The sequence below is a fragment of the Pseudonocardia sp. Ae717_Ps2 genome, from assembly GCF_001932475.1.
Classification (GTDB): Bacteria; Actinomycetota; Actinomycetes; order Mycobacteriales; family Pseudonocardiaceae; genus Pseudonocardia.
In genome coordinates, this window is the sequence record NZ_MCIS01000001.1 from 6,156,515 (window position 1) to 6,176,930 (window position 20,416).

Consider the following 20,416-nt stretch of genomic DNA (forward strand, 5'->3'; position numbering starts at 1 on the left):
GCGACGATCATCCCCCGCGGACCCGGTCGGGTGGAACCGCAGGTCGACGGGGTGCCCCTCGCGTCCGGCGTCCCCGAAACGCCGGTGCGCAGTATCGTCGGCGACCAGCGCCCTGACCCCGGGCGGATCGGAGGGTGGGACAGGCATGGCCGGAGACTTCCGCGGCCCGCCCCCCGCGGGCGGGCGTCCGCCGCAGGGCGAGCCACCGCGCGGTGGCCGTCCCGCCCGGCCCGGCAGTCCCGGCTGGACGAACCAGCCCCGCAACCCGCTGCCCGGTCACGGGGGCCGTCCGCTCCCGCCGCCGTCCCCGCCGCAGCAGCAGCCCGGGTCACCGCCCTCGCGCGGGGGCCGCGGACCGCTGCGCAAGCCGCCGCCCGGCCGCGCCGCCGGGGCACCGCCGCCGACCCGGGCCGCCGCGCCGGCGCGCCCGGTCATGCCGCGCCCCGCCGGATCCGGAGCCGGAGGAGCCGGGGCCGGGGTGCATCCCGCGTCGCAGGCGCCCCGCGACGGCCGGGTCACCCGTGGCCCGTCGATGCCGGACTGGCGCCGCGTCGGCCGGGCCACCCGCGGGCGCTGGAAGGCCGTACTGATCCTGTTGCTGGTCGCGATCGTCGGGTTCGGCGTCTACCTCGACCAGAACATGACCCGGGTGCAGGCGCTGCCCGCGGACTCCCAGGCGTCGTCGTCGGGGACGAACTACCTGATCGTGGGCTCGGACAGCCGCGAGGGACTCTCCGCCGAGGACGAGGAGCGCCTCGCCACCGGCGATGCGGCGGGCCAGCGCACCGACACGATCATGCTGCTGCACACCGGGAGCTCCGGGAGCGTGCTCGTCTCCATCCCGCGCGACTCCTACCTGCCCATCCCCGGGAAGGGCAGCAACAAGGTCAACGCGGCGTTCGCGTTCGGCGGGCCGGAGCTGCTGGTCGCGACGGTCGAGGGTGCCACCGGCCTGCACATCGACCACTACGTCGAGGTCGGCTTCGGCGGGTTCGTCGGCGCGGTCGACGCCGTCGGCGGGGTGGACATGTGCGTCCCCCGCGCGATCGACGACCCGAAGGCCGGGCTGAACATCCAGGCCGGCTGCCAGGAACTCGACGGGACGACCGCGCTCGGCTACGTCCGCACCCGCGCGACGCCCGGTTCGGACTTCGACCGGGTCAAGCGGCAGCGCGAGTTCCTCTCCGCGCTGCTCGGCAAGGCCACCAGCCCGCTCACCCTGATCAACCCGTTCCGGATGGTCCCGCTGGCGTCCGCGGTGACCGGGACGATCACCGTCGACGACTCCGACCACATCTGGAACCTCGCCGGCCTGGCCTGGGGGATGAAGGGCGTCTCCGGTGGCGACGGCGTGCAGACGACCGTCCCGATCGGCGGCAGTGCGGGCGGGTCGAACCTGCGCTGGGACCGCACCCGGGCCCAGGCGCTGTTCGGCGCCCTGCAGAACGACCAGACCCCGCCGGAGTCCAGCTTCGGCCCGTGAGGGACGCCGGTCAGGCGGTCTTCTTCGTCGACCGCCGACGCGTGGTGGTCGACTTCGCGGGCGTCGCGTCGTCGGTGCCGGTGGCGTCGCCGCTCGTGTCCGTGTCCTTGTCCGCGGTCTTCTTCGGCCGGGAGGAGGACCGCCGGGCCGGGGTCTTCTTCTCCGTTGATCCGGAACCCGATCCTGAACCCGGCCCGGAACCCGATCCGGAACCGGAGTCCGACTTCGTCGACCGTGCCGCGTCCACACTGGCCTGCAGCGCGGACAGCAGGTCGCTCATCGAGTCCCCGCCGTCGTCGGCGGCCTCCGCGGCGGGCGCCGGGCGGGCCTCGCCGTCGGACTTCTTCGCCTCGATCAGGTCGGCCATCGCGTCGCGGTACTCGTCGTGGAACTCCGACGGGTCGAAGTCCGCGCCCATGCTCTCGACCAGCGACGAGGCCATCTTCAGTTCCTGCGGCTTGAGGTCGACGTCGTTGTCCAGGATGTCGAAGTCCGGCTCACGGATCTCGTCCTGCCAGATGAGGGTCTGGAGCACGATCGCCTTGCCGCGCACCCGCAGCAGGGCGAGGGTCTCGCGCTGGCGCAGCGCCACCTTCACCACGGCGGTGCGGTCGGTCTCCTCGAGCGCCTCGCGCAGCAGCGCGTAGGGCTTGGCGGCCTTGGTCTCCGGTTCGAGGTAGTAGCTCTTGTCGAAGAGCATCGGGTCGATCTGGTCGTTCGGCACGAACTCGATCACGTCGATCTCGTGCCCCGTCTTCACGGGCAGCGACGCGAGGTCGGCGTCGTCGAGGGTGATCAGCTCGCCGTCGGGGGTCTCGAAGCCCTTCACGATGTCGGCGTAGGTGACCTCCTCGCCGCACACCTCGCAGGTCCGCTTGTAGCGGATGCGGCCACCGTCCTCGCCGTGGACCTGGTGGAACCGGACGTCGTGGTTGGTCGTCGCCGAATAGACCTTGATCGGGACGCTGACCAGCCCGAAGGACACGGCCCCGCTCCAGATCGCGCGCATGCGGTCCCCCCTCGCGTGCCGTCGATGGTGACAGCATGACGGTGTGCAGCCCATGCTCGCCACCCCCGGACCCCTCCCGACCGGCACCGGTTGGTCGTTCGAGGTCAAGTGGGACGGCATGCGCGTGCTGGCCGAGGTCACCGATGGCGGTGGCGAGCCAGCACTGCGTCTGCGTACCCGTTCCGGCCGCGATGTCACCGCGAACTTCCCCGAGCTCGCCGGTCTGGTGGACCTCGCCCCGGACGTGCTCCTCGACGGCGAGGTGGTGCTGCTCGACGGCGGTGTCCCCAGCTTCGCCGCGCTGGCCCACCGGATCCACGGTCCCGCGGGCGGGCGTCCGGTCACCTTCATGGTGTTCGACGTGCTGCGCCTGTACGGGGTGCCGCTGCTCGACCGCCCGCTGTCCGAGCGCCGGGCCACCCTGGAGCGGCTCGACCTCGCCGCCACCCCGCACGTCGAGGCGTCCCCGCTCTACCCGGACGGGGCCGCCCTGCTGGAGGTGACGGCGTCGCGCGGGCTGGAGGGCGTCGTCGCCAAGCGGGAGGACTCGCGGTACCGGCCGGGCCGGCGCAGCCCGGACTGGGTGAAGATCGCCCACCGGCAGTCGCAGTCCTGTGTGGTGGGCGGGTGGAAGCCCGAGCGCGGCGGCGGTGGCGGTCGGGTCGGGGCGCTGCTGCTCGGTGTCCCCGGCCCGGACGGTCTGGAGTTCGCCGGCCGGGTCGGGTCCGGGCTGGCCGGGGCGGCGGTGCAGGACCTGCTCGCCGCCCGGCTGACCGAGGTGCCGGAGTCGCCGTTCGCGCAGCTCCCGCCCCGGCCCGACGCCGCGGACGCCCACTGGTGCTCCCCGACGGTCGTCGTCGAGGTCGCCCACCTCGGGTGGACGGCGGCGGGCCGGCTGCGGCAGCCGGTGTTCCGCGGGATCCGCGACGACGTCGAGGCCGTCGACGTGCGCCGGGAGCCGGGCTGAGGGGCATCCGATCATCACCCGTTCGTATGGTCCGGGCGGCGGTGTGGTTCGGTGTGCGGCGACATCGATGATCCGGAGGTGACCTGCGTGGCGGTCATGCTGACCTGGCGATCCGACCCCGAGACCGACGGCGCCGCGGGCACGGAGTCGGCGCGCATCACGACCACTGCCGGCGGCTTCCGTGCCGTCGGCCGGATCATCCGTGGCGGGGAGGGCGGGGTGCTCACCGCGTCCTACCGGCTCGTCGTCGCGGGTGACGGGACGCTGTCACGGCTCGCCGTCGACGTCGCCACCGCCGAGGGGGAGCAGCAGCTCACGCTCTCGCGCAGCACCGACGGCGTCTGGCTGGTCGACGACGGCTCCGGCGGCAGCCGCGGCCACTTCGGCGGCGCCCGCGACGTCGACCTGGCCTTCAGCCCGGTGTTCAACGCGCTGCCGCTCCGGCGCCTCGCCCTGCACCGCGAGCCCGCCGAGCACGTGCTGCCGATGGTGTTCGTCGACCTCCCGACGCTGACGGTCGAGAACACCGAGCAGACCTACCGCACCGTGACGGCCGGGTCCCCCGGCACACCCGGTGTCGTCCGCTTCGCCGCCGGGTCGTTCGTCGCCGACATGACCGTCGACGACGACGGGTTCGTCCTGGACTACCCGGGCGTCGCGTCCCGGGTGAGCCTCTAGCGCTTCACCGGCTCGACGACGTCGCCGCGGCGGCCGAGCTCGCGCAGCTCGGCGAACACGTCCGGGGCGTCGAGGTCGACCGGCACCTCCAGCGGCTCGCGGGTGGAGGCCCACCGCATCCGCGCCTCGTGCCCGGAGCGGACGGTCGCGGCCAGCCCGCCGGTGGAGGCCAGCGCCCCGCGCATCGCGCCGAGCCGGCCCAGCGCGTCGTCGACGGCGGCGAGCAGCGCGCCCCGGTTGCCCTCGCACATCGCCAGCACCAGCTCGGGGCGGGTCCCGGCGACCCGGGTGCCGTCGGCGAACGAGCTCGCGGACAGGGCGAGGGCGAGATCGTCACCCTGCTCCCCGGCACCGACGGAGGCGAGCACCGCGGCGAACAGGTGCGGCAGGTGCGAGATCCGCGCGACGGCGACGTCGTGCTCGTCGACGGCCGCGGGCACCACCCGGGACCCGCAGTCCCAGGCCAGCTCGGCGACGTCGCGCCACACGTCGACGTCGAGACCGTCGTCGGCGGCGACCACCCAGGCGGCGTCGGTGAACAGCTCCGCGGACCCGGCGGACCAGCCGGACTCGGCCGTGCCGGCCATCGGGTGCCCGCCCACGAACCGGGTGCGCGGCGCGAACTGGGCGACCGCGTCCGCGACGGGCACCTTCACGCTGACCGCGTCGGTGAGCCGGCAGGTGGGGGCGACCGCGTCGACCCGGCGCAGCACCGTCTCCAGCGCGGTCAGCGGGACGCACACGACGACCAGCGCGTCGGCCTCGGCGGCCCGGGCCAGCGCGGCGTCGGTGTCGGTGGTGACGTCGAACCCGTCGGCGACGGCGGCGGCCGCGGTCGGCTCGGACGCGGCCGTGCCCCAGACCTCACGCCCGGCGCGGGCCGCGGCCCGCATCAGCGACCCACCGATCAGTCCGGTCCCCAGCACGCACACCGCTCGCATGCGTCACGAGGGTAGAGACCACCCGTTCCCGGCCCCGCGCGGACTCCACCCTCTCGCACCTCCCGGCCCGGTGATCACCGTGTGGGGAGTGCCGGGGCGAGGGACCTGCGCTGCACGCTCCACAGTCGGCGATCATCGACGGGCGAGCAGCGCGGCCCCGCGGGGGGACAGCCGGTAGCCGGTCTCCAGGCTCTCGGTCAGGCCCAGCTCCTTGAGCGCGCGGACGTCGCGCTTGAAGGCGAGGGTGTCCCGTCCGGCCCGCTCCGCGAGCTCGGCGGCCCGGACCCCGGGCAGCTCGGCGACCAGCCGCAGCGTGGGCCGGGTCCAGGGCCCGCGCCGCGACCGGCGGTCCATCCGGTCCAGGGTCGCGACGACGTCGTCGAGGTCCCCGGTCGCCTCCCGCAGCGACTCCCGCGGGTCGGTCCCGGCGAAGCGCAGCCGGATGCGGAACACCGGGTCCGAGGGAGCCCCGCGGAACGCGCGGCGCACCCGGTCGGCCGACTGCTCACCGGCGGCGCGGGCGTCGTCGTCGGTGATGGCGGCCGGGTCCACCTCCTCCACGGCGACGACCTCGACGACCCCGGCCGCGGTCCGCAGCGTCGAGCCGGCGACAATCCGGGAGCGCGCCCACCGGCGGTAGACACGATCGACGTCGCCCTCGGCCACTCCGCGGGCCACGGCCACCGGCAGGATCACCGCAGAGCCCCCTCCAGCGCCCGCGCCAGCCCCAGCAGCACGTCCTCGCCGACGGTGATCCCCACCAGCTGCACCCCGGCCGGCAGCCCCGGCACCGGCACCGGCAGCGCGACGACGGGCCGGTCGAGCAGGTTGAACGGCGAGGTCAGCTGCAGCATCGACGGCAGCACCGGCACCCCGTCGTGCTCGGTCGCGCCGATCGGGGTGGCCCGCAGCCGGGTGGTGGGGCAGAGCAGCACGTCGCAGGAGGCCCCGAGCCGGTCGAGCAGGGCGCGCCCGATCCGGCGGCGCTCGCGCCGGGCGTCGACGTAGACGTGCGTGGGCACCTCGGCGTGCGGGGCGAGCCGGGCGGCGGTCGCGGGCTGGTACTCGTCGCGGCGCTCGGTGAACCAGTGCCGGTGCGTCGCGTAGGCCTCCGCGCCGGTGATCACGGGGTAGGTGGCGGCGAGCTCGGCGACGCCGGGGGTGTCCTGGGCAGCGACGGGTGCGCCGAGCGCGGTGAGCGCGTCGGCGGCGGCGCGGACGGCGTCGGCGATCACCGGGTCGTGCGGGCGCCACCAGTCGTCGCCGGCGACGCCGATCCGGGGCAGCACCGCCGCGGCTGACGCGCCGGGCTCCCCGAGCGCGGTGCGGGCGACGGCGAGCGAGGCGGCGTCGGCGGCCAGCAGCCCGACCGTGTCGAACGACTCGGCGAGCGGGAACACCCGCTCGCCCGGGATGGCCCCGCGCCGCGGCTTCAGCCCGGCGACGCCGCACAGCGCGGCCGGGGTCCGCACGCTCGCCCCGGTGTCGGTCCCGACGGTCAGCGCGAGGTGCCCGGCGGCGACGGCCGCGGCGGGCCCGGAGGACGAGCCGCCGGTGATCCGGGACGGGTCGTGCGGGTTGCGGGCCGGGCCCGTGGCCGCGACGTCGCCGGTGGGGCCGTAGGCGAACTCGTGGGTGTGGAGCTTCGCGACGACCACGGCTCCGGCGGCCCGCAGCATCGTCACCACCGGCGCGTCGGCGGCCGCGGGCCCGGCGTCGGCCAGCAGCCGCGAGCCGCACCGGGTCGGCAGCCCGGCGACGTCGACGAGGTCCTTGATCCCGACGGCGACGCCGTGCAGCGGCCCCAGCCGTCGGCCCGCGGCGGACAGCGCGGTCAGCTCGGCGGCGCGTTCCCGGGCCCGGTCGGCGTCGAGGGCGACGACGCTGCCGGTGGTGTCGGACTGCAGCCGGGACAGCACGTCGTCGACGTGCTCGGAGGGCGAGAGCTCCCCGGAGTCGAGGGCCCGCAACAGGTCGGGGAGCGGCAGCACGCGTTCAGCCTGCCGTCGCTCCCCGCCTCCGACAACCGGTGATCAGCAACCGGTGATCAGCGCGCGGCCAGCTCCCTGGCGATCTCGCGGGCCTCCTCCGGCGACGACGCCGACGGCTGCCCGTCGCGCAGCGGGCGCCGCGCCGTCTCGGGCAGGAACAGCAGCGTGACGACCCCGATCACCCCGGCGGCCATCAGGTAGTAGCCCGGCCACAGCAGGTCCCCGGTGGCGAGGACGACCGCGGACATCACCAGCGACACGGTCCCGGCGAACGCGGACACGAAGATGTTGAACGCGATCGACAGACCGCCGTAGCGGATCTGGGTCGGGAACAGCGCCGGCAGGGTCGAGGGGCTGGTGGCGGAGAAGCAGATCAGCAGCAGGCCCATGAGCAGCAGCCCGAGGAACACCGAGGGGATCGAGCCGTTCTGCATCAGCAGGATCATCGGGATGCCGAGCACGATCAGCCCGCCGGCTCCGGTCCACATGATCGGTTTGCGCCCGATCCGGTCGGAGAGCCTCCCGAGCAGCGGGATCACGAACACCGCCGGCCACAGCACGACGATCTGCAGCCACGACGACGTCGTGGAGTCGATCGAGGTGCCGCCGTGCTGGTCGACCGTGGTCTCCAGGTAGGTCGGCATGTAGCTGGTGAGCATGTAGTTCGTGACGTTCCAGGCGACGACGACGCCGCCGACCATGACGAAGGTCGGCAGGTACCTCGTGAAGATCAGCTTGAGGCCGTCCTTCACCTGGGTGCCCTCGCGCTCCTCGGACTCCGAGAGCATGGTCTGGAACGCCGGGGTCTCCTCCAGCCTGACCCGCAGGTACACCCCGACGATGCCCAGCGGCAGCGCGACGAAGAACGGGATCCGCCAGCCCCAGCTGGACATGTTCTCCGGGCTGAGCAGCAGCGGCAGCACCGAGGCGATGGTGGCGCCGAGGGCGTAGCCGACGAACGTGCCGAGCTCGAGGAAGCTGCCGAAGTACCCGCGACGACGGTCGGGCGCGTACTCGGCGATGAAGGTCATGGCACCGGCGTACTCACCGCCGGTGGAGAAGCCCTGCAGGACACGGGCGGCGACGAGCAGGATCGGCGCGGCCAGCCCGATCGAGGCGTAGGACGGGATGAGGCCGATCAGGAACGTGCCCAGCGCCATCAGGATGACCGTGATCGACAGGACCTTGGTCCGGCCGATGCGGTCGCCCAGCGGGCCGAAGAACAGTCCGCCGAGCGGGCGGAAGAAGAAGGCGACCGCGAAGGTCGCGAACACCGCCACCTGGGACAGCGGCCCGGGCGGGAAGAACTCGGCCTCGATGGTCGTGGCGAGATAGCCGTAGACACCGAAGTCGAACCATTCGGTGATATTGCCGACCGCGGCCGCAGCAACCGCGCGGCGCATGGTCGCGGGGTCGGTGACGGTGACGCCGTCGACCGCCCCGTCTGCTGTGTCGTCCACTCGTTCCCCCTGGCGACTGGGCACGCCACGGTGACGCTTTCGTCGTAGAACTGTCGGTCCGTGGCGTTCTGTCCGATTGCTTGAACAATTCTCCTCGACGTTAACGAGGCGCCGCGTCCATTGCCGGATGGGGCGTCGTCGTGGCTGTGAGCGGAGTCATCCGAATCGGTGCTTCCGCAGGCGGGACAGCGCTTTTTCGACGTGGGACCGTGGTCGACGGGCGCAGATGGCGCCCGTGGGACTCGCAAGCGTCGCGACTCCGCCCGGGTCATCCGGACCCGGTCACCGGACCCGGCGCGTGCCCGTGTGAGGAGGAGCCGTCATGGCTGTGTCGAGCGCCGTTTTCCTGTCGATCATCGCGAGCACGGGGGTGGGCCTGGCGGTCACCTCCGCGCTGGCCGCCTACGCCCAGCGCAACTGGAAGGGCTACGGCCGCGTCTCCGCCGGCTCGGCCGACGAGACCGCCTGAGCGACCGCACCGACGGCGCCGCGCTCCTTCCGGGGGCGCGGCGCCGTCGCGTGTTCAGCCCGTCGCGGCCAGGGCGAGACCGGCGTACACGGCGACCCCGGCCGGGAACGCCGCCTCGTCGAACACCACCCGGTTCGAATGGTTCGGCGGGGCGAGGGCGGGATCGACCGACGGCGGCCGTGCCCCCAGGAAGGCCAGCGAGCCCGGCACCCGGTCCAGCACGTAGGAGAAGTCCTCCGCGCCCATCAGCGGATCCGGCATGGCGACGCAGGCGCCGCGGCCGAGCACCTTCTCCGCGACGCGCACCAGCCCGGCGGTCGCCCGGTCGTCGTTGCGGGTGACCGGGTAGCCCGGGACGATCTCCACCTCGGCCGTGCAGCCGTAGGCCAGCGCGGTGTGCCGGCAGTGCTCGATGACCGCCTGGTGCAGCAGCGCGCGCACCGGCTCCGACAACGTCCGCAGCGTCCCGGTCAGCAGCGCGGTCTCCGGGATCACGTTGTCGGTGGTGCCCGCCTCGATCCGGGACACGGTGAGCACCGCTGACTCCTGCGGCCCGACCCGGCGGGTCAGCAGGGTCTGCAGGCCCCCGACCATCGCCGCGGCGGCGGGGACCGGGTCGCAGGCGTCCTGCGGGGCCGAGGCGTGCCCGCCGCGGCCGGTCACCCGGACCCGGAGCACGTCCGCGGCCGCCATGATGGGGCCCGGCCGGTGGTGGAGCTGCCCCGTCGGCACGGTCGAGGAGATGTGCAGGGCGTAGGCCAGCTCGGGGTCCTCGTCGAGCACTCCCTCGTCGATCATGTGCTGGGCGCCGTGGAACCCCTCCTCGCCCGGCTGGAACATGAACACCACCCGGCCGGCGATGCGGTCCCGCCGGTCCGCGAGCAGCCGCGCGGCCGAGGCGAGCATCGCGGTGTGGGTGTCGTGCCCGCAGGCGTGCATGACGCCGTCGGTGCCCGAGGCGAAGTCCAGCCCGGTGTCCTCGGGCAGCGGCAGCGCGTCCATGTCACCCCGCAGGAGCACCGTCGGTCCGGGACGGTCGCCGTCGAGGACCGCGGTCACCGACGTGCACGAGCCGCCCGTGCGGATCCGCAACGGCAGCCCGTCGAGGGCGCGCAGCACCGCGTCCCGGGTACGGGGAAGGTGCAGTCCGAGCTCCGGGGCGCGGTGCAGCTCGCGCCGCAGCGCCACCGTCCGCGGCTGCAGGACGCGGGCGGCCTCGAGCAGGCCGCCGGGGAGCCCCGCGACCGAGGCGGGCGTGATGGGCATGGACCGATCGTCGCTGACCGGAGCCCGTCCGGCGCCCGCAGGCCCGGTGTGACCACGCGTACCTGGTCGTGGCGTGACTCACAAGCCCGGAGCGACGTACCGTTGACGCGTGCCCACACAGAGCGTTGAGGCAGCCCCGGACACCCGTGGCGCCGCCCTGCCCGGATTCGCGGTCGCCGCGATCCGGGAGGAGGGTCGTTGGCGCTGTGTCCGGCTGGGCTCCGAGGCGCTCGTGGATCTCGACGCGGCGATCGCCGCGCTGCGCGCGCAGCGTTCCACCGGCGCGGTGCTCGGCCTGCTCGACGTCGACGACGAGTTCTTCGTCCTGATCCGCCCGTCCGCGGGCGGGGTGCGGCTGCTGATCTCCGACGCCGTCGCCGCGCTGGACTACGACATCGCCGCCGACGTGCTCGACCTGCTCCGCGTCGAGCTCCCGCCGGACGACGACGCCCTCGACGACGCCTGGCCCGAGGGTGACCTGGGCATCGTGGCCGACCTCGGTCTGCCCGCCGACGAGCTGGAGATCCTCGTCTCCGACCTCGAGCTCTACCCCGACGAGCAGCTGGACACCATCGCCCGCCGGTGCGGGTTCGCGGCTGCGCTGGACGAGCTCGTCGGCTCCTGAGTGTTCCGCTCGGCCGACCGGCTCGCGCTGGGCCGCGCCCTCGACGTCGCACGCGGCGCCGCGGCGACCGGGGACATCCCGATCGGCGCGGTCGTGCTCGCCGCCGACGGCACCGAGCTCGCCGCGGCCTGCAACGCCCGCGAGGCCACCGGCGACCCGACCGCGCACGCCGAGGTGCTCGCCCTGCGTGCCGCCGCCGCCGTCGTGGGGGAGTGGCGGCTGACCGGGACGACCCTCGCCGTGACCGTCGAGCCGTGCACGATGTGCGCCGGCGCGATCGGGCTGGCCCGGGTCGAGCGCGTCGTGTTCGGGGCGTGGGAGCCGAAGACCGGCGCCGCCGGCTCGCTGTGGGACGTGCTGCGCGACCGTCGGCTCGCGCACCGGCCCGAGGTCGTCGGCGGGGTCCGTGCAGGTGAAGCAGCCGCCCTGCTGCGCGAGTTCTTCGGTCGGACCCCGTCCGTCGACCGTGACTGAGCCTGGAGTAACCTTGTCGGCGGTAGCGTGTCCGAGCGGCCGAAGGAGCGCGCCTCGAAAGCGCGTGAGGTTCACGCCTCCGTGGGTTCAAATCCCACCGCTACCGCCAGGTCAGAGGGCCGGATCCCCGGGTCGGGGGTCCGGCCCTCTGTCGTTGGCGCGATGAGTTCCCGAGGGCCGGGCGGTCCCTGTGGTGGTCGACGATCCGCTCACCACCCGGGAGGCCCCACCGTGACCGATGTCTGGAAGCTCGTCCACGCCGAGCGCGCCGCGCTGCTCGCCGACCTCCGGGACCTCCCCGACGACCGGTGGGACACGCCGTCGCTCTGTCCCGGATGGACCGTCCACGACGTGCTCGCGCACCTCGTCGACACCGCCCGGACCACCCGGACCCGGTTCGTCCTCGGCATGCTGCGCGCCCGCATGGACTTCGACCGGCAGAACGCGGCCGGTGTCGCGCGCGAGCGCGGCGCCACTCCCGAGGAGACCCTGCGGCGGTTCGCGGCCTGCTTGCCGCTGACCGCCACGCCGCCGGCCCCGCTGGCGACCCGCTGGGTCGAGATGGTGGTGCACGGCGAGGACATCCGACGTCCGCTGGGGATCGTCCGGCCCTACGGACCCGCCGCCGTCGCCGGTGCCGTGCAGGTGCAGGCCCGCACGTCGGTGTCGTTCGGGGGCGCCCGCGAGACCGTCTCCGGCCTCTGTCTGCGGGCGACCGACGCCGACCTCGTGATCGGGTCCGGCACGGAGGTGACCGGGACGGCGCTGGCCCTGCTCCTCGCGGTCTCGGGGAGGCCGGTCCGGCCGGGGGAGCTCGTGGGGCCCGGCGCGGCCGTGCTCGCGCGGGCGGAGTGATCTCCGCCCACCTCCGACCGTGGTCCGAGGCCGCGGATCATTCCCGGCTCCGATGTGGCCGACCGCTCTCCGCCGCGACAGTGGGTACACACCCCCACACGAGGAGCTGGAGATGACCACGATGACCACCACCCCGGAACCCACCCGCCCCGGTGACCCGGACGCCTACCCCGTTCTCACCGTCCTGATGCTGATGCTGGGTGGTTTCGTACTGCCCGTCGTCGGCTGGCTCGCCGGCGTCGTGATGCTGTGGACCGGTCGCTCCTGGACGGTCGGGGAGAAGTGGCTCGGCACCCTGGTGTGGCCGGGGATCGTCGCCGTGCCGGCGCTGGTGCTGGCCGTAGGCCTCGCGGTGCCCTCGGAGCCGGGCGCCGGGCACTGGGCGATCATCGTCGCCGGGATCGTCGGTGTCCTGGGTGCGCTGGTCGTGCTGCCCTGGACCTTCGTCCGGCTGCTGCGCGCCGCTCGGCCTACCCACTGAAGTTGGTAGTGATGCTCGCTCGAACAGGTGAACGGAATATCCGTCACGCAACCTCCTGATTCGGACTTGTGAGACACATCGCTGCCGCGTATGCGGAGGTAGGTGCACCCAGGGGCGGCGATGTGCGGGTTTCGTCGAGTCGCGTGGGTCACATCGTCGTCCGCATCACGACCACGGCCACCCTCGTTCCGCTCTCCAACGGACTCCGTCGGCCGCTCCCCTCCCGGGCCACGGAGCGAAGGAGAGGACAACGATGTCTGCCCCGACTCGTGCACGCGCCGAACGCCGCGACGTCAGTCGTCGCCGGTTCCTCGGCTACCTGGTCGCCGCCCCCACACTGGTCGTCGCGGCCGAGGTCGGCCGCCAGCAGCTGTTCGCCCCGCCGGGGGCCTCGGCCGCGGCGATCCCGTCGCCGCCCCAGGTCGCCGACGCCTACGACCTGCTCGATGCCATCCGAGACTCGTCCCGCCCGACCTCGGCGCTGGTCCGGGTGGAGGTGAACCGGGACGGCACCGTGTCGTTCGAGCTGCCGCGGTCGGACAACGGGCAGGGGATCATCACCTCGACCGCGATGATCATCGCGGAGGAGATGGACCTCGACCCGGACCAGGTCAGGGTCACCCTGGCCGACTCGCGCCCCGAGCTGGTGTTCAACCAGCTCACCGGCGGCTCCAGCACGACGTTCTCGACCTACACCCCGATCCGGGTCGCCGCGGCGATCGCCAAGGGCAGGCTGCTGGACGCGGCCGCCGCCCTCCTCCAGCAGGACGCGAACACGCTCACCAGCCGTGCCGGGCTCGTCACCGGCGCCGGGGGCAGCGCGATCCCGTTCGGCGAGCTCACCGAGGCCGCGGCCGTCGACGCCACCCGCTCGGTCGAGGTCGTGCTCAAGCCGCGCGAGGAGTTCACGGTCATCGGGACCGACCGGCGCAACGCCCAGGCCCGCGACATCGTCACCGGGCGCAAGCAGTTCATCGCCGACCTGAAGATCCCCGACGCGCTACCGACGGTGATCTGCCGCGGCCCCGGCCTGAACTGCGCCCCGCTGTCGGTCGCGAACGCCGACGAGGTCCGCTCCATGCCGGGCGTCACCGACGTCGTCGACTGCGCCACCGGCGTCGCCGTGCGCGCGCACACCTACGGCCAGGCCGTCGACGGGGTGAACGCGCTGCGCGTGCGGTGGGACGCCGGCACCGTCGAGGGCGAGAGCGACGAGTCCGTGCTGCAGAAGGTGCGGGCGGCCGAGCTGCCGCTGGCGGTCCCGTCGGTGCCGGGGGAGACCGTCGAGGGCGACTTCACCTTCTACTTCCGCAGCAGCTCGGCCCTGGAGACCAACACCGCGATCGCCGATGTCCGGGACGGCAGATGCGAGATCTGGACCTCGCTGAAGATCCCGATCACCGTGCAGCACGACATCGCCGAGCAGCTCGGGCTGCCGGTCAACGCGGTCACCATCCACATCGTCCCGGGCGGCGGCTCGTTCGGTCGTCGTCTCTTCGGCGACGCGGCCAAGGAGGCCGCCGAGATCTCGCAGAAGCTCGGCAAGCCGGTCAAGCTGATCTGGTCGCGCGCCGACGACTCCCGCCAGGGCAGGGTGCACCCGATGGCCACCTCCCGGATCCGGGCGGTCGTCTCGGGGGAGTCCGTCGTCAGCTTCGAGCAGCGCCACACCGGCGTCGCCTGCGACTTCGGGCACGGCTTCGGCGACGCCGTCACCGCGGCCGCCGCGAAGGCCCCGCTGGGGCAGGTCTCGGTCGCGGAGGCGATCTGGGAGCTGACCCAGGCCACGCCGTACGACTTCGGTGTCCAGACCCGGCTGCTCAACGAGGTCGACATGCGGTTCAACACCGGCTCGATGCGCAATGTGTACTCGCCCGACGTCTGCACCGCCCGCGACCTGATCGTCGACCGCATCGCCGAGAAGATGGGCAAGGACTCCTACGAGTTCCGCCGCGAGTTCCTCCGCAACGACGCCATGCGCGCGGTGCTCGACAAGGTCGCGGAGGAGGGCGACTGGGGCCGGTCGATGCCCGACGGCACGGCGCAGGGCATCGGGTTCCACGTCGAGTACAAGGGGTTCGCCGCCTGCCTGGTCGAGATCGACTGCCGCCCGCAGACCGTCGACCGGAAGGTCCGCCAGGCGCGGACCGGTCCGCGCGTGACCAAGGCTGTCTTCGCCGTCGACGGTGGCCTGGTCATCAACCCGCTCGGCTTCAAGGCCCAGATCATGGGTGGGATCAACGACGCGATCGCGATGACGCTGACCGCGGGCCTGCACCTGGTCGACGGGCACTTCGTCGAGGCGAGCTGGGACAACTACTTCTACACCCGGCAGTGGAACACCCCGCCCGAGATGAACATCGTGCTCATCGAGGACTCGGAGGCCCCCGAGCCCGGCGGTGCCGGCGAGTTCGGCGTCGCCGCGACCTGCGGCGCGATCGCCTGCGCCTACGCGCGCGCCACCGGCACGGTGCCGACGCAGTTCCCGATCCTGCACAACGAGCCGCTGCCGTTCGAGCCCTACCCGACGATCCCGCCCGTGCCGCCGTCGCCGACCAACGGCCTCGCCTTCGCCCGCTGAGGAGACTGACATGCCTTCCCACACCTTCACGGTCAACGGCGAGAAGGTCACCGTCGACGTCGAGGACGACGTCCGGGTGCTCTGGGTCCTGCGGGACCTGCTGGGGGTGACCGGGCCGAAGTACGGCTGTGGCATCAACGTCTGCAAGGCCTGTACGAGCCACATCAACGGCAAGGCCTTCAACCCGTGCTCGGTCCCGGTCGGGGCGATCTCGGAGTCCGACGAGATCACCACGATCGAGGGGATCGCCGACGGCGAGAAGCTGCACCCGATGCAGCAGGCCTGGATCGACCACGACGTCGCCCAGTGCGGGTACTGCCAGCCCGGCCAGATCATGGCGGCGATCGACCTGGTCAAGCGCTGCTCGGCCGAGGGGCGCTCGATCGACGACGAGGCGCTCGACGACATCCGCAACATCTGCCGGTGCGGGACCTACAACCGCATCCGGAAGGCGATCAAGGCCGGCGCCGACAACATGTGACGCCGCCGCGGCGAGTGCCTACGCCGCACCACTCTAGGCCGTTAGTGTGAACGGCCAGCTCCCCACACCGAAGGACGGATTCGATGCAGAACCGGATGCGACGCTCCCTCATCGCCGTCGGCGCGCTCGCCGCGGTGGCCTTCCCGCTGGCCGGGATCGCCTCGGCCGACACGGACACCGACGCCGAGCACGGCTACCCCAGCACGCAGAGCCCGACCCAGGGCCTGGACGCGGTGCTGGAGACCACCGACACCCTCGGTTACGGCTTCTTCGACTCGGCCGACGCCGTCTCGTCGAGCAACCGGCCCGACGGCGTCAACGGCACCGACACCGAGATCCCGCAGGCCGACCCCCGCTTCGTCGAGGGGCCGGCCGGTGGGCTGCTGAAGGACGGACCCTTCGAGTAAGGGGCTCCCACGGCGGCGGGGCCGGTACTCCTCACGGGGTGCCGGCCCCGCCGTCGTTCCCGGGTCGGTGCAGGCCCGTCAGTGCAGGACCTTCAGCCCCACCACACCCGCGACGATCGCGAGCAGGCACAGCAGCCGCGCCGTCGTCGCCGGCTCGCCGAGGGCCGCCATGCCGTAGAGCGCGGTGCCGACCGCGCCGATGCCGACCCACACGGCGTACGCGGTGCCGACGGGCAGGTCGCGCAACGCCAGGGCCAGCCCGGTCATGCTCAGAGCCAGCGCGCCCGCGAACAGCAGCGACGCGCCGAGCCTGCTGAACCCGCGGCTCTGCGACAGCGCCGCGGCCCACACCGTCTCCAGCACACCGGAGACCACGAGGTAGATCCATGCCATGACGAGCTCCCTTCCGGAGGGGATGCGTCGTCTTGGCGTTCCGGGTACGGCGCGTCTCGTCCGGGGAGCCGCCGGGGGGCGGTCCGGTACCAGGATGGCGGAGCGCCGCGCCCGGGTCGAGCGATGGTGACCGGTCGGACCGGGACCTACGCTCGCCGGGTGCGTCTGCTCGCCGTCGTCGCAGGGTTGTGTCTGTTCACCGGCGGGATGATCATGCTGCCTCCGTGGCTCCAGTACGCTCTTCCCGATCCGGACGCCCAGCCCTACGTGTACTACCTCCCGCCCGGGGCCCCCGATCCGCCCGGTCCGGACCTCACGTGGCCGATCCTGGGCTCGGTGCTGTTGGGCGTCGGTCTCCTCTGTGGGGTGACGGCGTTGCTGTGGTGGGTCTTCCGGCTGATCGCCCGTCTGCGCTGACCGCCGGGGCGTCGGGGAGGACGGGCCGACACGGCCACCAGGAGCGGACCCACCGCGCCATCCTGCCCGGGAGCCCGCTGTGGCCTACGGTCGCCGGCATGCTGGTCGTGGGATCGGTCGTCATCCGGGTCGACGATCTGGCGGAGCAGATCCGGTTCTGGACCGCGGCCCTGGACTACGAGCTGCGCACCCCCGTCGACGACGACTTCGCGCTCCTGCGCCCCCGCGACGGCCGCCCCGGCCCGAACGTGTCGCTCGACGTCGCGCCGTCCGAGCGGGTCCTGCCGCCGCGCATCCACCTGGACCTGTACGCCGAGGACCAGCAGGCCGAGGTCAGGCGCCTGGTCGCACTCGGCGCACAGGAGGTCCCGTGGCGCCACCGGCCCGCCGACGCCGACTACGTGATCATGCAGGATCCGGAGGGCAACCGGTTCTGCGTCGTCGACGGCGGGGGCGGGCCCGCGTCGTCGGGAGCCTGATCGGGAAAGGGGTCGACGTCGGTGGCCGGTCGGCGGAGGCTCTCGTCGTGGACCATCGACTGCTCGCCTTCGCCGCCGCCGCGGCGGTCGTCATCGCCATCCCCGGACCCAGCGTCGTGTTCACCGTCGGTCGTGCGCTCGCGGCCGGCCGGTCCGCCGCGCTCGCGACGGTCCTCGGCAACGCCGTCGGTGTCTTCCTGCAGGTGGTCGCGGTGGCCGTCGGCCTCGGGCAGCTCGTCGCACAGTCCGCTGCCGCGTTCACCGTCCTCAAGCTGGTGGGGGCCGCCTACCTCGTGTACCTGGGGATCGCGGCGTTCCGGCACCGGCACGACGTCGTCCGCGCGATGCATCGCTCCGCTGAGGGCCGGCGCATCGGCGCGGCCCGCAGCGTCGTCGACGGCCTGGTGGTGGGTGTGCTGAACCCGAAGTCCGTCGTCTTCTTCGTCGCGTTCCTGCCCCAGTTCGTCGACGTGCGTGGGCCGGTCGGCACGCAGATCCTGCTGCTGGGGGCGCTCTTCGTCGCCATCGGCCTGGTGCTCGACAGCGTGTGGGCCCTCGCCGCGGGATCGGCCAGGGACTGGTTCGCGTCGTCGCCGAGGCGGATCGCGGCGGTGGGCGGTGCCGGTGGGCTCGCGATGATCGGTCTCGGCGTCGGGGTGGCGGCGACGGGGTCGTCGCAGTAGGGCGGCTACCGGCCGAGGCCGACCACGACCCCGAGCACGACCAGCGCGAGACAGATCGCGGCGTTCAGGACCGGGTGCTCGGCCAGGATCGCGACGAACTCGCGCAGGGTGGCGCTGGGCCGGTAGTAGCGGGCGGTCGGCGCGCCGACGACCTGGCCGTTCACCCCGACCCGGCGGGCGGTGAGCGCGGCCCGGAACGCATGGAAGTCGTTGGTGACGATGACGCAGCGATGGTCGGGCAGCCGTTCGGTCATGAGCGCCCGGCTGAACTCGAGGTTCTCCTGCGTCGTCCTCGACCGGTCCTCCCGCAGGATCTTCTCCGACGGCACGCCGCGGGCGACCAGGTAGTCGGCCATCGCGACGGCCTCGGCGACCGGCTCGTCGGGACCGCGGCCACCGGAGGTCACCAGCATCGGGTTCCCGCCCCGCTCCCGCTCCTGGTCCCACAGGGCGGCCCCGCGGTCCAGACGGGCGGCGAGCAGCGGCGGCACCGCACCGCGGATGAGCCCCGACCCGAGCACGACGACGAAGTCGACGCCCGGGCGGACCCCCAGCCGCCCGTAGACGAAGGCGTAGGCCAGCAGGCTGCACAGCAGGAACCCGAGGTAGGCCGCGAGCAGCAGCGCCGCGAAGGTCAGCGCCGTCAGGAACCGGTTCTCGACGCGCACCATGATCGGGACGAGGACGACGACCGCGAGGCAGGCGAGCCCCGCGAGCAGGGACAACAGGTTCGCCGGCCGCCGCCCCTCCCGCCGCATCATCACGACGCCGTTGACGAGCAGGAAGCCCGTCAGCACGAGCACGCCCACGATCAGCAGCGCCGCGACCACCACCGTCACGGGCTCGATGACGCCGATGTCGAGCCGGAGGAGCTGGGCGAACACCGCCATCAGGAGCAGGACCGTCGCCGTCCCGCCGAGCAGCGCGTTGCGGAACCGTCGTCGCTCGACGAGCACCCCGACCACGCACAACGTCGCCGACAGCGCGGCCAGGGTGAACAGGACACCGGCGACCGTCACCGGGCCACCCCCAGCCGCATCCCGTCGGACGGGCGGTCCGTTCTCCGCACGTGCTCCTCGCCGGTCACCGGTCCTCCTCGTCGCGACGGCTCTGCACCCGAGCCGTGGCTCATCCGATCATGACGCCCGGCCGTCCGACTAGAGGGAGCTCCGCGCGTCCGGGTGGCCGCCGTCGGCCTGTGTCATCCGTACCGGGGTCCACCAGGAGATGCTGCGCAGCACCCACTCCACCGGCCCGTACCGGAAGCGCCGCAGCCACCAGCGGCTCGCGACCACCTGGACCACCAGGATCGCCGCGGCGAACGGCAGCAGGACGCGGTAGCCGCCCGGGCCGGAGAACGCCGGGACCATGGTCAGCAGCAGGACCAGCAGTGTCGCCGAGAGGTAGTTCGTCAGCGCGAGCCGCCCGAGCGGGGCGAGGACGGAGGAGACCCACGGCCCGACCGGGGACGCCGTCAGCAGGACGAGGGCGCTCGCGTAGCCGACGGCCATGACGAGCCCGGCGGTCGAGGACACCTGGTCGAAGCCGCTGTTCTCGATCGTGTCGACCTGGATGCTCAGCAACGGCACCGCAGCGACGACGGCCCCGGCCAGCACAGCCGTCCACGCGGCCCGGTTCGGTGCCGCGATCTGGCGGTGCAGGCCGTAGCGGGCGGCGGCGAGGCCGAGCAGGAACAGGCCGGGGATGAGTAGCAACCCACCGCTGGTGAACGTGAGCGCCACGCCGATCGCGACGGCTCCGCCGAGCGCGATCACCGGCCGCGGCAGCCAGGAGGCCGGGAGGAGCACGACGAGGCCGACGATCGCGTACGGGAGCAGTGCCTCACCGGGCTGCAGGAGCTGGTGTGCGGCGCCCAGCACACCGAGCGCGAGCAGCCGGCGCAGCAGCACGAGCCACGGCCGGGCGGTCCGCCCGGCCGCTCCGTCCAGGATCAGGGCGGTGCTGAGTCCGAACAGGAACGAGAACAGCGGGAAGAAGCGTTGGTGCGCCGTGACCTCGAGCCACTGGGGCAACGCGCCCTGCCAGGAGCCCGGAAGGGACGGCAGCCCGGCGATCGCGATCATGTTGACGGGGAGGATTCCGCACAGGGCCAGCCCGCGGAGGGCGTCGAGGGCCTCGACCCGGTCGGTCGAGGTCGGGGGTGCTGGGGCGCTCAGGTCTGGTCGGTGCACCCGTCCAGCATGGCGACCGCGCGACGCGGGCGGATCGGCCCGGAGACCGGTTCCGCCCGCGGGGAATCGTCCTTTCGGCCGGGT

23 protein-coding genes, 1 tRNA gene and 1 riboswitch are annotated in these 20,416 nt (G+C 73.4%); of the genes, 15 read left to right on the forward strand and 9 right to left on the reverse strand.

From position 1 onward, the window contains the following. Positions 1-145 precede the first annotated feature (145 nt). Positions 146-1,483 (forward strand): LCP family protein, encoded by a 1,338-nt coding sequence (locus Ae717Ps2_RS28500; RefSeq protein WP_075334090.1) that lies wholly within the window; start codon positions 146-148, stop codon positions 1,481-1,483. A 10-nt stretch (positions 1,484-1,493) separates the two neighbouring features. On the opposite strand, the gene Ae717Ps2_RS28505 is transcribed toward Ae717Ps2_RS28500, so the two are convergent. Continuing rightward, positions 1,494-2,492 (reverse strand): Ku protein, encoded by a 999-nt coding sequence (locus Ae717Ps2_RS28505; RefSeq protein ID WP_075334091.1) that lies wholly within the window; start codon positions 2,490-2,492, stop codon positions 1,494-1,496. 52 nt (positions 2,493-2,544) lie between these two features. Here Ae717Ps2_RS28505 and ligD point away from each other — a divergent pair, with 52 nt between their 5' ends. Together ligD and Ae717Ps2_RS28515 are read left to right on the forward strand one after the other, a co-directional pair. Beyond that, complete coding sequence (gene ligD, locus Ae717Ps2_RS28510; protein ID WP_083695481.1) at positions 2,545-3,459, forward strand: non-homologous end-joining DNA ligase; 915 nt, start codon at positions 2,545-2,547, stop codon at positions 3,457-3,459. 96 nt (positions 3,460-3,555) lie between these two features. After that, complete coding sequence (locus Ae717Ps2_RS28515; RefSeq protein WP_075312513.1) at positions 3,556-4,137, forward strand: putative glycolipid-binding domain-containing protein; 582 nt, start codon at positions 3,556-3,558, stop codon at positions 4,135-4,137. Here Ae717Ps2_RS28515 and Ae717Ps2_RS28520 read toward each other — a convergent pair. From Ae717Ps2_RS28520 to Ae717Ps2_RS28535, 4 genes are all read right to left on the reverse strand, one after another. Continuing rightward, positions 4,134-5,078: a prephenate dehydrogenase gene (locus tag Ae717Ps2_RS28520; protein WP_075308920.1), complete on the reverse strand. Its 945-nt coding sequence runs from the start codon at positions 5,076-5,078 to the stop codon at positions 4,134-4,136. The genes Ae717Ps2_RS28515 and Ae717Ps2_RS28520 overlap by 4 nt on opposite strands. Before the next feature lie 132 nt (positions 5,079-5,210). Continuing rightward, entirely contained in the window at positions 5,211-5,774 is a 564-nt protein-coding gene (locus Ae717Ps2_RS28525; RefSeq protein WP_020624092.1) for a hypothetical protein, read from the reverse strand. After that, positions 5,771-7,069, reverse strand: a complete 1,299-nt coding sequence (locus tag Ae717Ps2_RS28530; RefSeq protein ID WP_083695483.1) for an amidase — start codon at positions 7,067-7,069, stop codon at positions 5,771-5,773. Before Ae717Ps2_RS28530 ends, Ae717Ps2_RS28525 begins: the two co-directional genes overlap by 4 nt. Before the next feature lie 56 nt (positions 7,070-7,125). Continuing rightward, on the reverse strand, positions 7,126-8,529 hold the full coding sequence (locus Ae717Ps2_RS28535; RefSeq protein ID WP_075334092.1) for an MFS transporter: 1,404 nt from the start codon (positions 8,527-8,529) through the stop codon (positions 7,126-7,128). 322 nt (positions 8,530-8,851) lie between these two features. On the opposite strand from Ae717Ps2_RS28535, the gene Ae717Ps2_RS37500 reads away from it, so the two are divergent. After that, positions 8,852-8,998, forward strand: a complete 147-nt coding sequence (locus tag Ae717Ps2_RS37500; RefSeq protein ID WP_020626980.1) for a hypothetical protein — start codon at positions 8,852-8,854, stop codon at positions 8,996-8,998. Between the two features lie 54 nt (positions 8,999-9,052). Here Ae717Ps2_RS37500 and Ae717Ps2_RS28540 read toward each other — a convergent pair whose 3' ends face one another. Next, positions 9,053-10,264 carry a M20 family metallopeptidase gene (locus Ae717Ps2_RS28540; RefSeq protein ID WP_075308914.1) on the reverse strand — a complete coding sequence of 404 codons (1,212 nt, stop codon included), beginning with the start codon at positions 10,262-10,264 and terminating at the stop codon, positions 9,053-9,055. Positions 10,265-10,373: 109 nt separating this feature from the next. On the opposite strand from Ae717Ps2_RS28540, the gene Ae717Ps2_RS28545 reads away from it, so the two are divergent. The 8 genes from Ae717Ps2_RS28545 to Ae717Ps2_RS28580 all read left to right on the forward strand — a co-directional run bounded on the left by Ae717Ps2_RS28545 (position 10,374) and on the right by Ae717Ps2_RS28580 (position 16,168). Further along, positions 10,374-10,889 (forward strand): tRNA adenosine deaminase-associated protein, encoded by a 516-nt coding sequence (locus tag Ae717Ps2_RS28545; RefSeq protein ID WP_020627335.1) that lies wholly within the window; start codon positions 10,374-10,376, stop codon positions 10,887-10,889. Beyond that, positions 10,890-11,363, forward strand: coding sequence for a nucleoside deaminase (locus tag Ae717Ps2_RS28550; RefSeq protein WP_075308912.1), 474 nt, complete (start codon positions 10,890-10,892; stop codon positions 11,361-11,363). A gap of 21 nt (positions 11,364-11,384) precedes the next feature. Continuing rightward, a tRNA-Ser gene (locus Ae717Ps2_RS28555) sits at positions 11,385-11,472 on the forward strand. 122 nt (positions 11,473-11,594) lie between these two features. After that, positions 11,595-12,218 carry a maleylpyruvate isomerase family mycothiol-dependent enzyme gene (locus Ae717Ps2_RS28560; RefSeq protein ID WP_075334093.1) on the forward strand — a complete coding sequence of 208 codons (624 nt, stop codon included), beginning with the start codon at positions 11,595-11,597 and terminating at the stop codon, positions 12,216-12,218. 112 nt (positions 12,219-12,330) lie between these two features. Beyond that, positions 12,331-12,699, forward strand: coding sequence for a hypothetical protein (locus tag Ae717Ps2_RS28565; RefSeq protein ID WP_020626252.1), 369 nt, complete (start codon positions 12,331-12,333; stop codon positions 12,697-12,699). Between the two features lie 253 nt (positions 12,700-12,952). After that, entirely contained in the window at positions 12,953-15,280 is a 2,328-nt protein-coding gene (locus tag Ae717Ps2_RS28570) for a molybdopterin cofactor-binding domain-containing protein (protein WP_075334094.1), read from the forward strand. Positions 15,281-15,290: 10 nt separating this feature from the next. Then, positions 15,291-15,761 (forward strand): (2Fe-2S)-binding protein, encoded by a 471-nt coding sequence (locus Ae717Ps2_RS28575; RefSeq protein ID WP_020623427.1) that lies wholly within the window; start codon positions 15,291-15,293, stop codon positions 15,759-15,761. Positions 15,762-15,844: 83 nt separating this feature from the next. Beyond that, positions 15,845-16,168, forward strand: coding sequence for a hypothetical protein (locus tag Ae717Ps2_RS28580; RefSeq protein ID WP_020623426.1), 324 nt, complete (start codon positions 15,845-15,847; stop codon positions 16,166-16,168). A gap of 78 nt (positions 16,169-16,246) precedes the next feature. On the opposite strand, the gene Ae717Ps2_RS28585 is transcribed toward Ae717Ps2_RS28580, so the two are convergent. Beyond that, positions 16,247-16,561, reverse strand: a complete 315-nt coding sequence (locus Ae717Ps2_RS28585) for a multidrug efflux SMR transporter (RefSeq protein WP_075308904.1) — start codon at positions 16,559-16,561, stop codon at positions 16,247-16,249. A gap of 21 nt (positions 16,562-16,582) precedes the next feature. Next, positions 16,583-16,648: riboswitch (guanidine-III (ykkC-III) riboswitch) on the reverse strand. Positions 16,649-16,720: 72 nt separating this feature from the next. Here Ae717Ps2_RS28585 and Ae717Ps2_RS28590 point away from each other — a divergent pair. The 3 genes from Ae717Ps2_RS28590 to Ae717Ps2_RS28600 all read left to right on the forward strand — a co-directional run bounded on the left by Ae717Ps2_RS28590 (position 16,721) and on the right by Ae717Ps2_RS28600 (position 18,140). After that, on the forward strand, positions 16,721-16,978 hold the full coding sequence (locus tag Ae717Ps2_RS28590; RefSeq protein WP_139318856.1) for a hypothetical protein: 258 nt from the start codon (positions 16,721-16,723) through the stop codon (positions 16,976-16,978). 98 nt (positions 16,979-17,076) lie between these two features. Next, positions 17,077-17,457 (forward strand): VOC family protein, encoded by a 381-nt coding sequence (locus Ae717Ps2_RS28595; RefSeq protein WP_075308900.1) that lies wholly within the window; start codon positions 17,077-17,079, stop codon positions 17,455-17,457. A gap of 47 nt (positions 17,458-17,504) precedes the next feature. Then, on the forward strand, positions 17,505-18,140 hold the full coding sequence (locus Ae717Ps2_RS28600) for a LysE family translocator (protein WP_075308898.1): 636 nt from the start codon (positions 17,505-17,507) through the stop codon (positions 18,138-18,140). Positions 18,141-18,145: 5 nt separating this feature from the next. On the opposite strand, the gene Ae717Ps2_RS28605 is transcribed toward Ae717Ps2_RS28600, so the two are convergent. After that, positions 18,146-19,159, reverse strand: coding sequence for a YdcF family protein (locus tag Ae717Ps2_RS28605; RefSeq protein ID WP_075308896.1), 1,014 nt, complete (start codon positions 19,157-19,159; stop codon positions 18,146-18,148). 138 nt (positions 19,160-19,297) lie between these two features. Next, a complete protein-coding gene (locus Ae717Ps2_RS28610; protein ID WP_075334095.1) occupies positions 19,298-20,332 on the reverse strand; it encodes a DUF418 domain-containing protein in 1,035 nt (344 codons plus the stop codon). Between the last annotated feature and the right edge of the window lie 84 nt (positions 20,333-20,416).

What these genes read in the sequence shown, in the direction of transcription:
- Ae717Ps2_RS28500 (WP_075334090.1), top strand. Translation starts at nt 146, where the DNA reads ATGGCCGGAGACTTCCGCGGCCCGCCCCCCGCGGGCGGGCGTCCGCCG.
- Ae717Ps2_RS28505 (WP_075334091.1), bottom strand. Translation starts at nt 2,492, where the DNA reads ATGCGCGCGATCTGGAGCGGGGCCGTGTCCTTCGGGCTGGTCAGCGTC.
- ligD (WP_083695481.1), top strand. Translation starts at nt 2,545, where the DNA reads ATGCTCGCCACCCCCGGACCCCTCCCGACCGGCACCGGTTGGTCGTTC.
- Ae717Ps2_RS28515 (WP_075312513.1), top strand. Translation starts at nt 3,556, where the DNA reads ATGCTGACCTGGCGATCCGACCCCGAGACCGACGGCGCCGCGGGCACG.
- Ae717Ps2_RS28520 (WP_075308920.1), bottom strand. Translation starts at nt 5,078, where the DNA reads ATGCGAGCGGTGTGCGTGCTGGGGACCGGACTGATCGGTGGGTCGCTG.
- Ae717Ps2_RS37500 (WP_020626980.1), top strand. Translation starts at nt 8,852, where the DNA reads ATGGCTGTGTCGAGCGCCGTTTTCCTGTCGATCATCGCGAGCACGGGG.
- Ae717Ps2_RS28540 (WP_075308914.1), bottom strand. Translation starts at nt 10,264, where the DNA reads ATGCCCATCACGCCCGCCTCGGTCGCGGGGCTCCCCGGCGGCCTGCTC.
- Ae717Ps2_RS28565 (WP_020626252.1), top strand. Translation starts at nt 12,331, where the DNA reads ATGACCACGATGACCACCACCCCGGAACCCACCCGCCCCGGTGACCCG.
- Ae717Ps2_RS28570 (WP_075334094.1), top strand. Translation starts at nt 12,953, where the DNA reads ATGTCTGCCCCGACTCGTGCACGCGCCGAACGCCGCGACGTCAGTCGT.
- Ae717Ps2_RS28575 (WP_020623427.1), top strand. Translation starts at nt 15,291, where the DNA reads ATGCCTTCCCACACCTTCACGGTCAACGGCGAGAAGGTCACCGTCGAC.
- Ae717Ps2_RS28580 (WP_020623426.1), top strand. Translation starts at nt 15,845, where the DNA reads ATGCAGAACCGGATGCGACGCTCCCTCATCGCCGTCGGCGCGCTCGCC.
- Ae717Ps2_RS28585 (WP_075308904.1), bottom strand. Translation starts at nt 16,561, where the DNA reads ATGGCATGGATCTACCTCGTGGTCTCCGGTGTGCTGGAGACGGTGTGG.
- Ae717Ps2_RS28595 (WP_075308900.1), top strand. Translation starts at nt 17,077, where the DNA reads ATGCTGGTCGTGGGATCGGTCGTCATCCGGGTCGACGATCTGGCGGAG.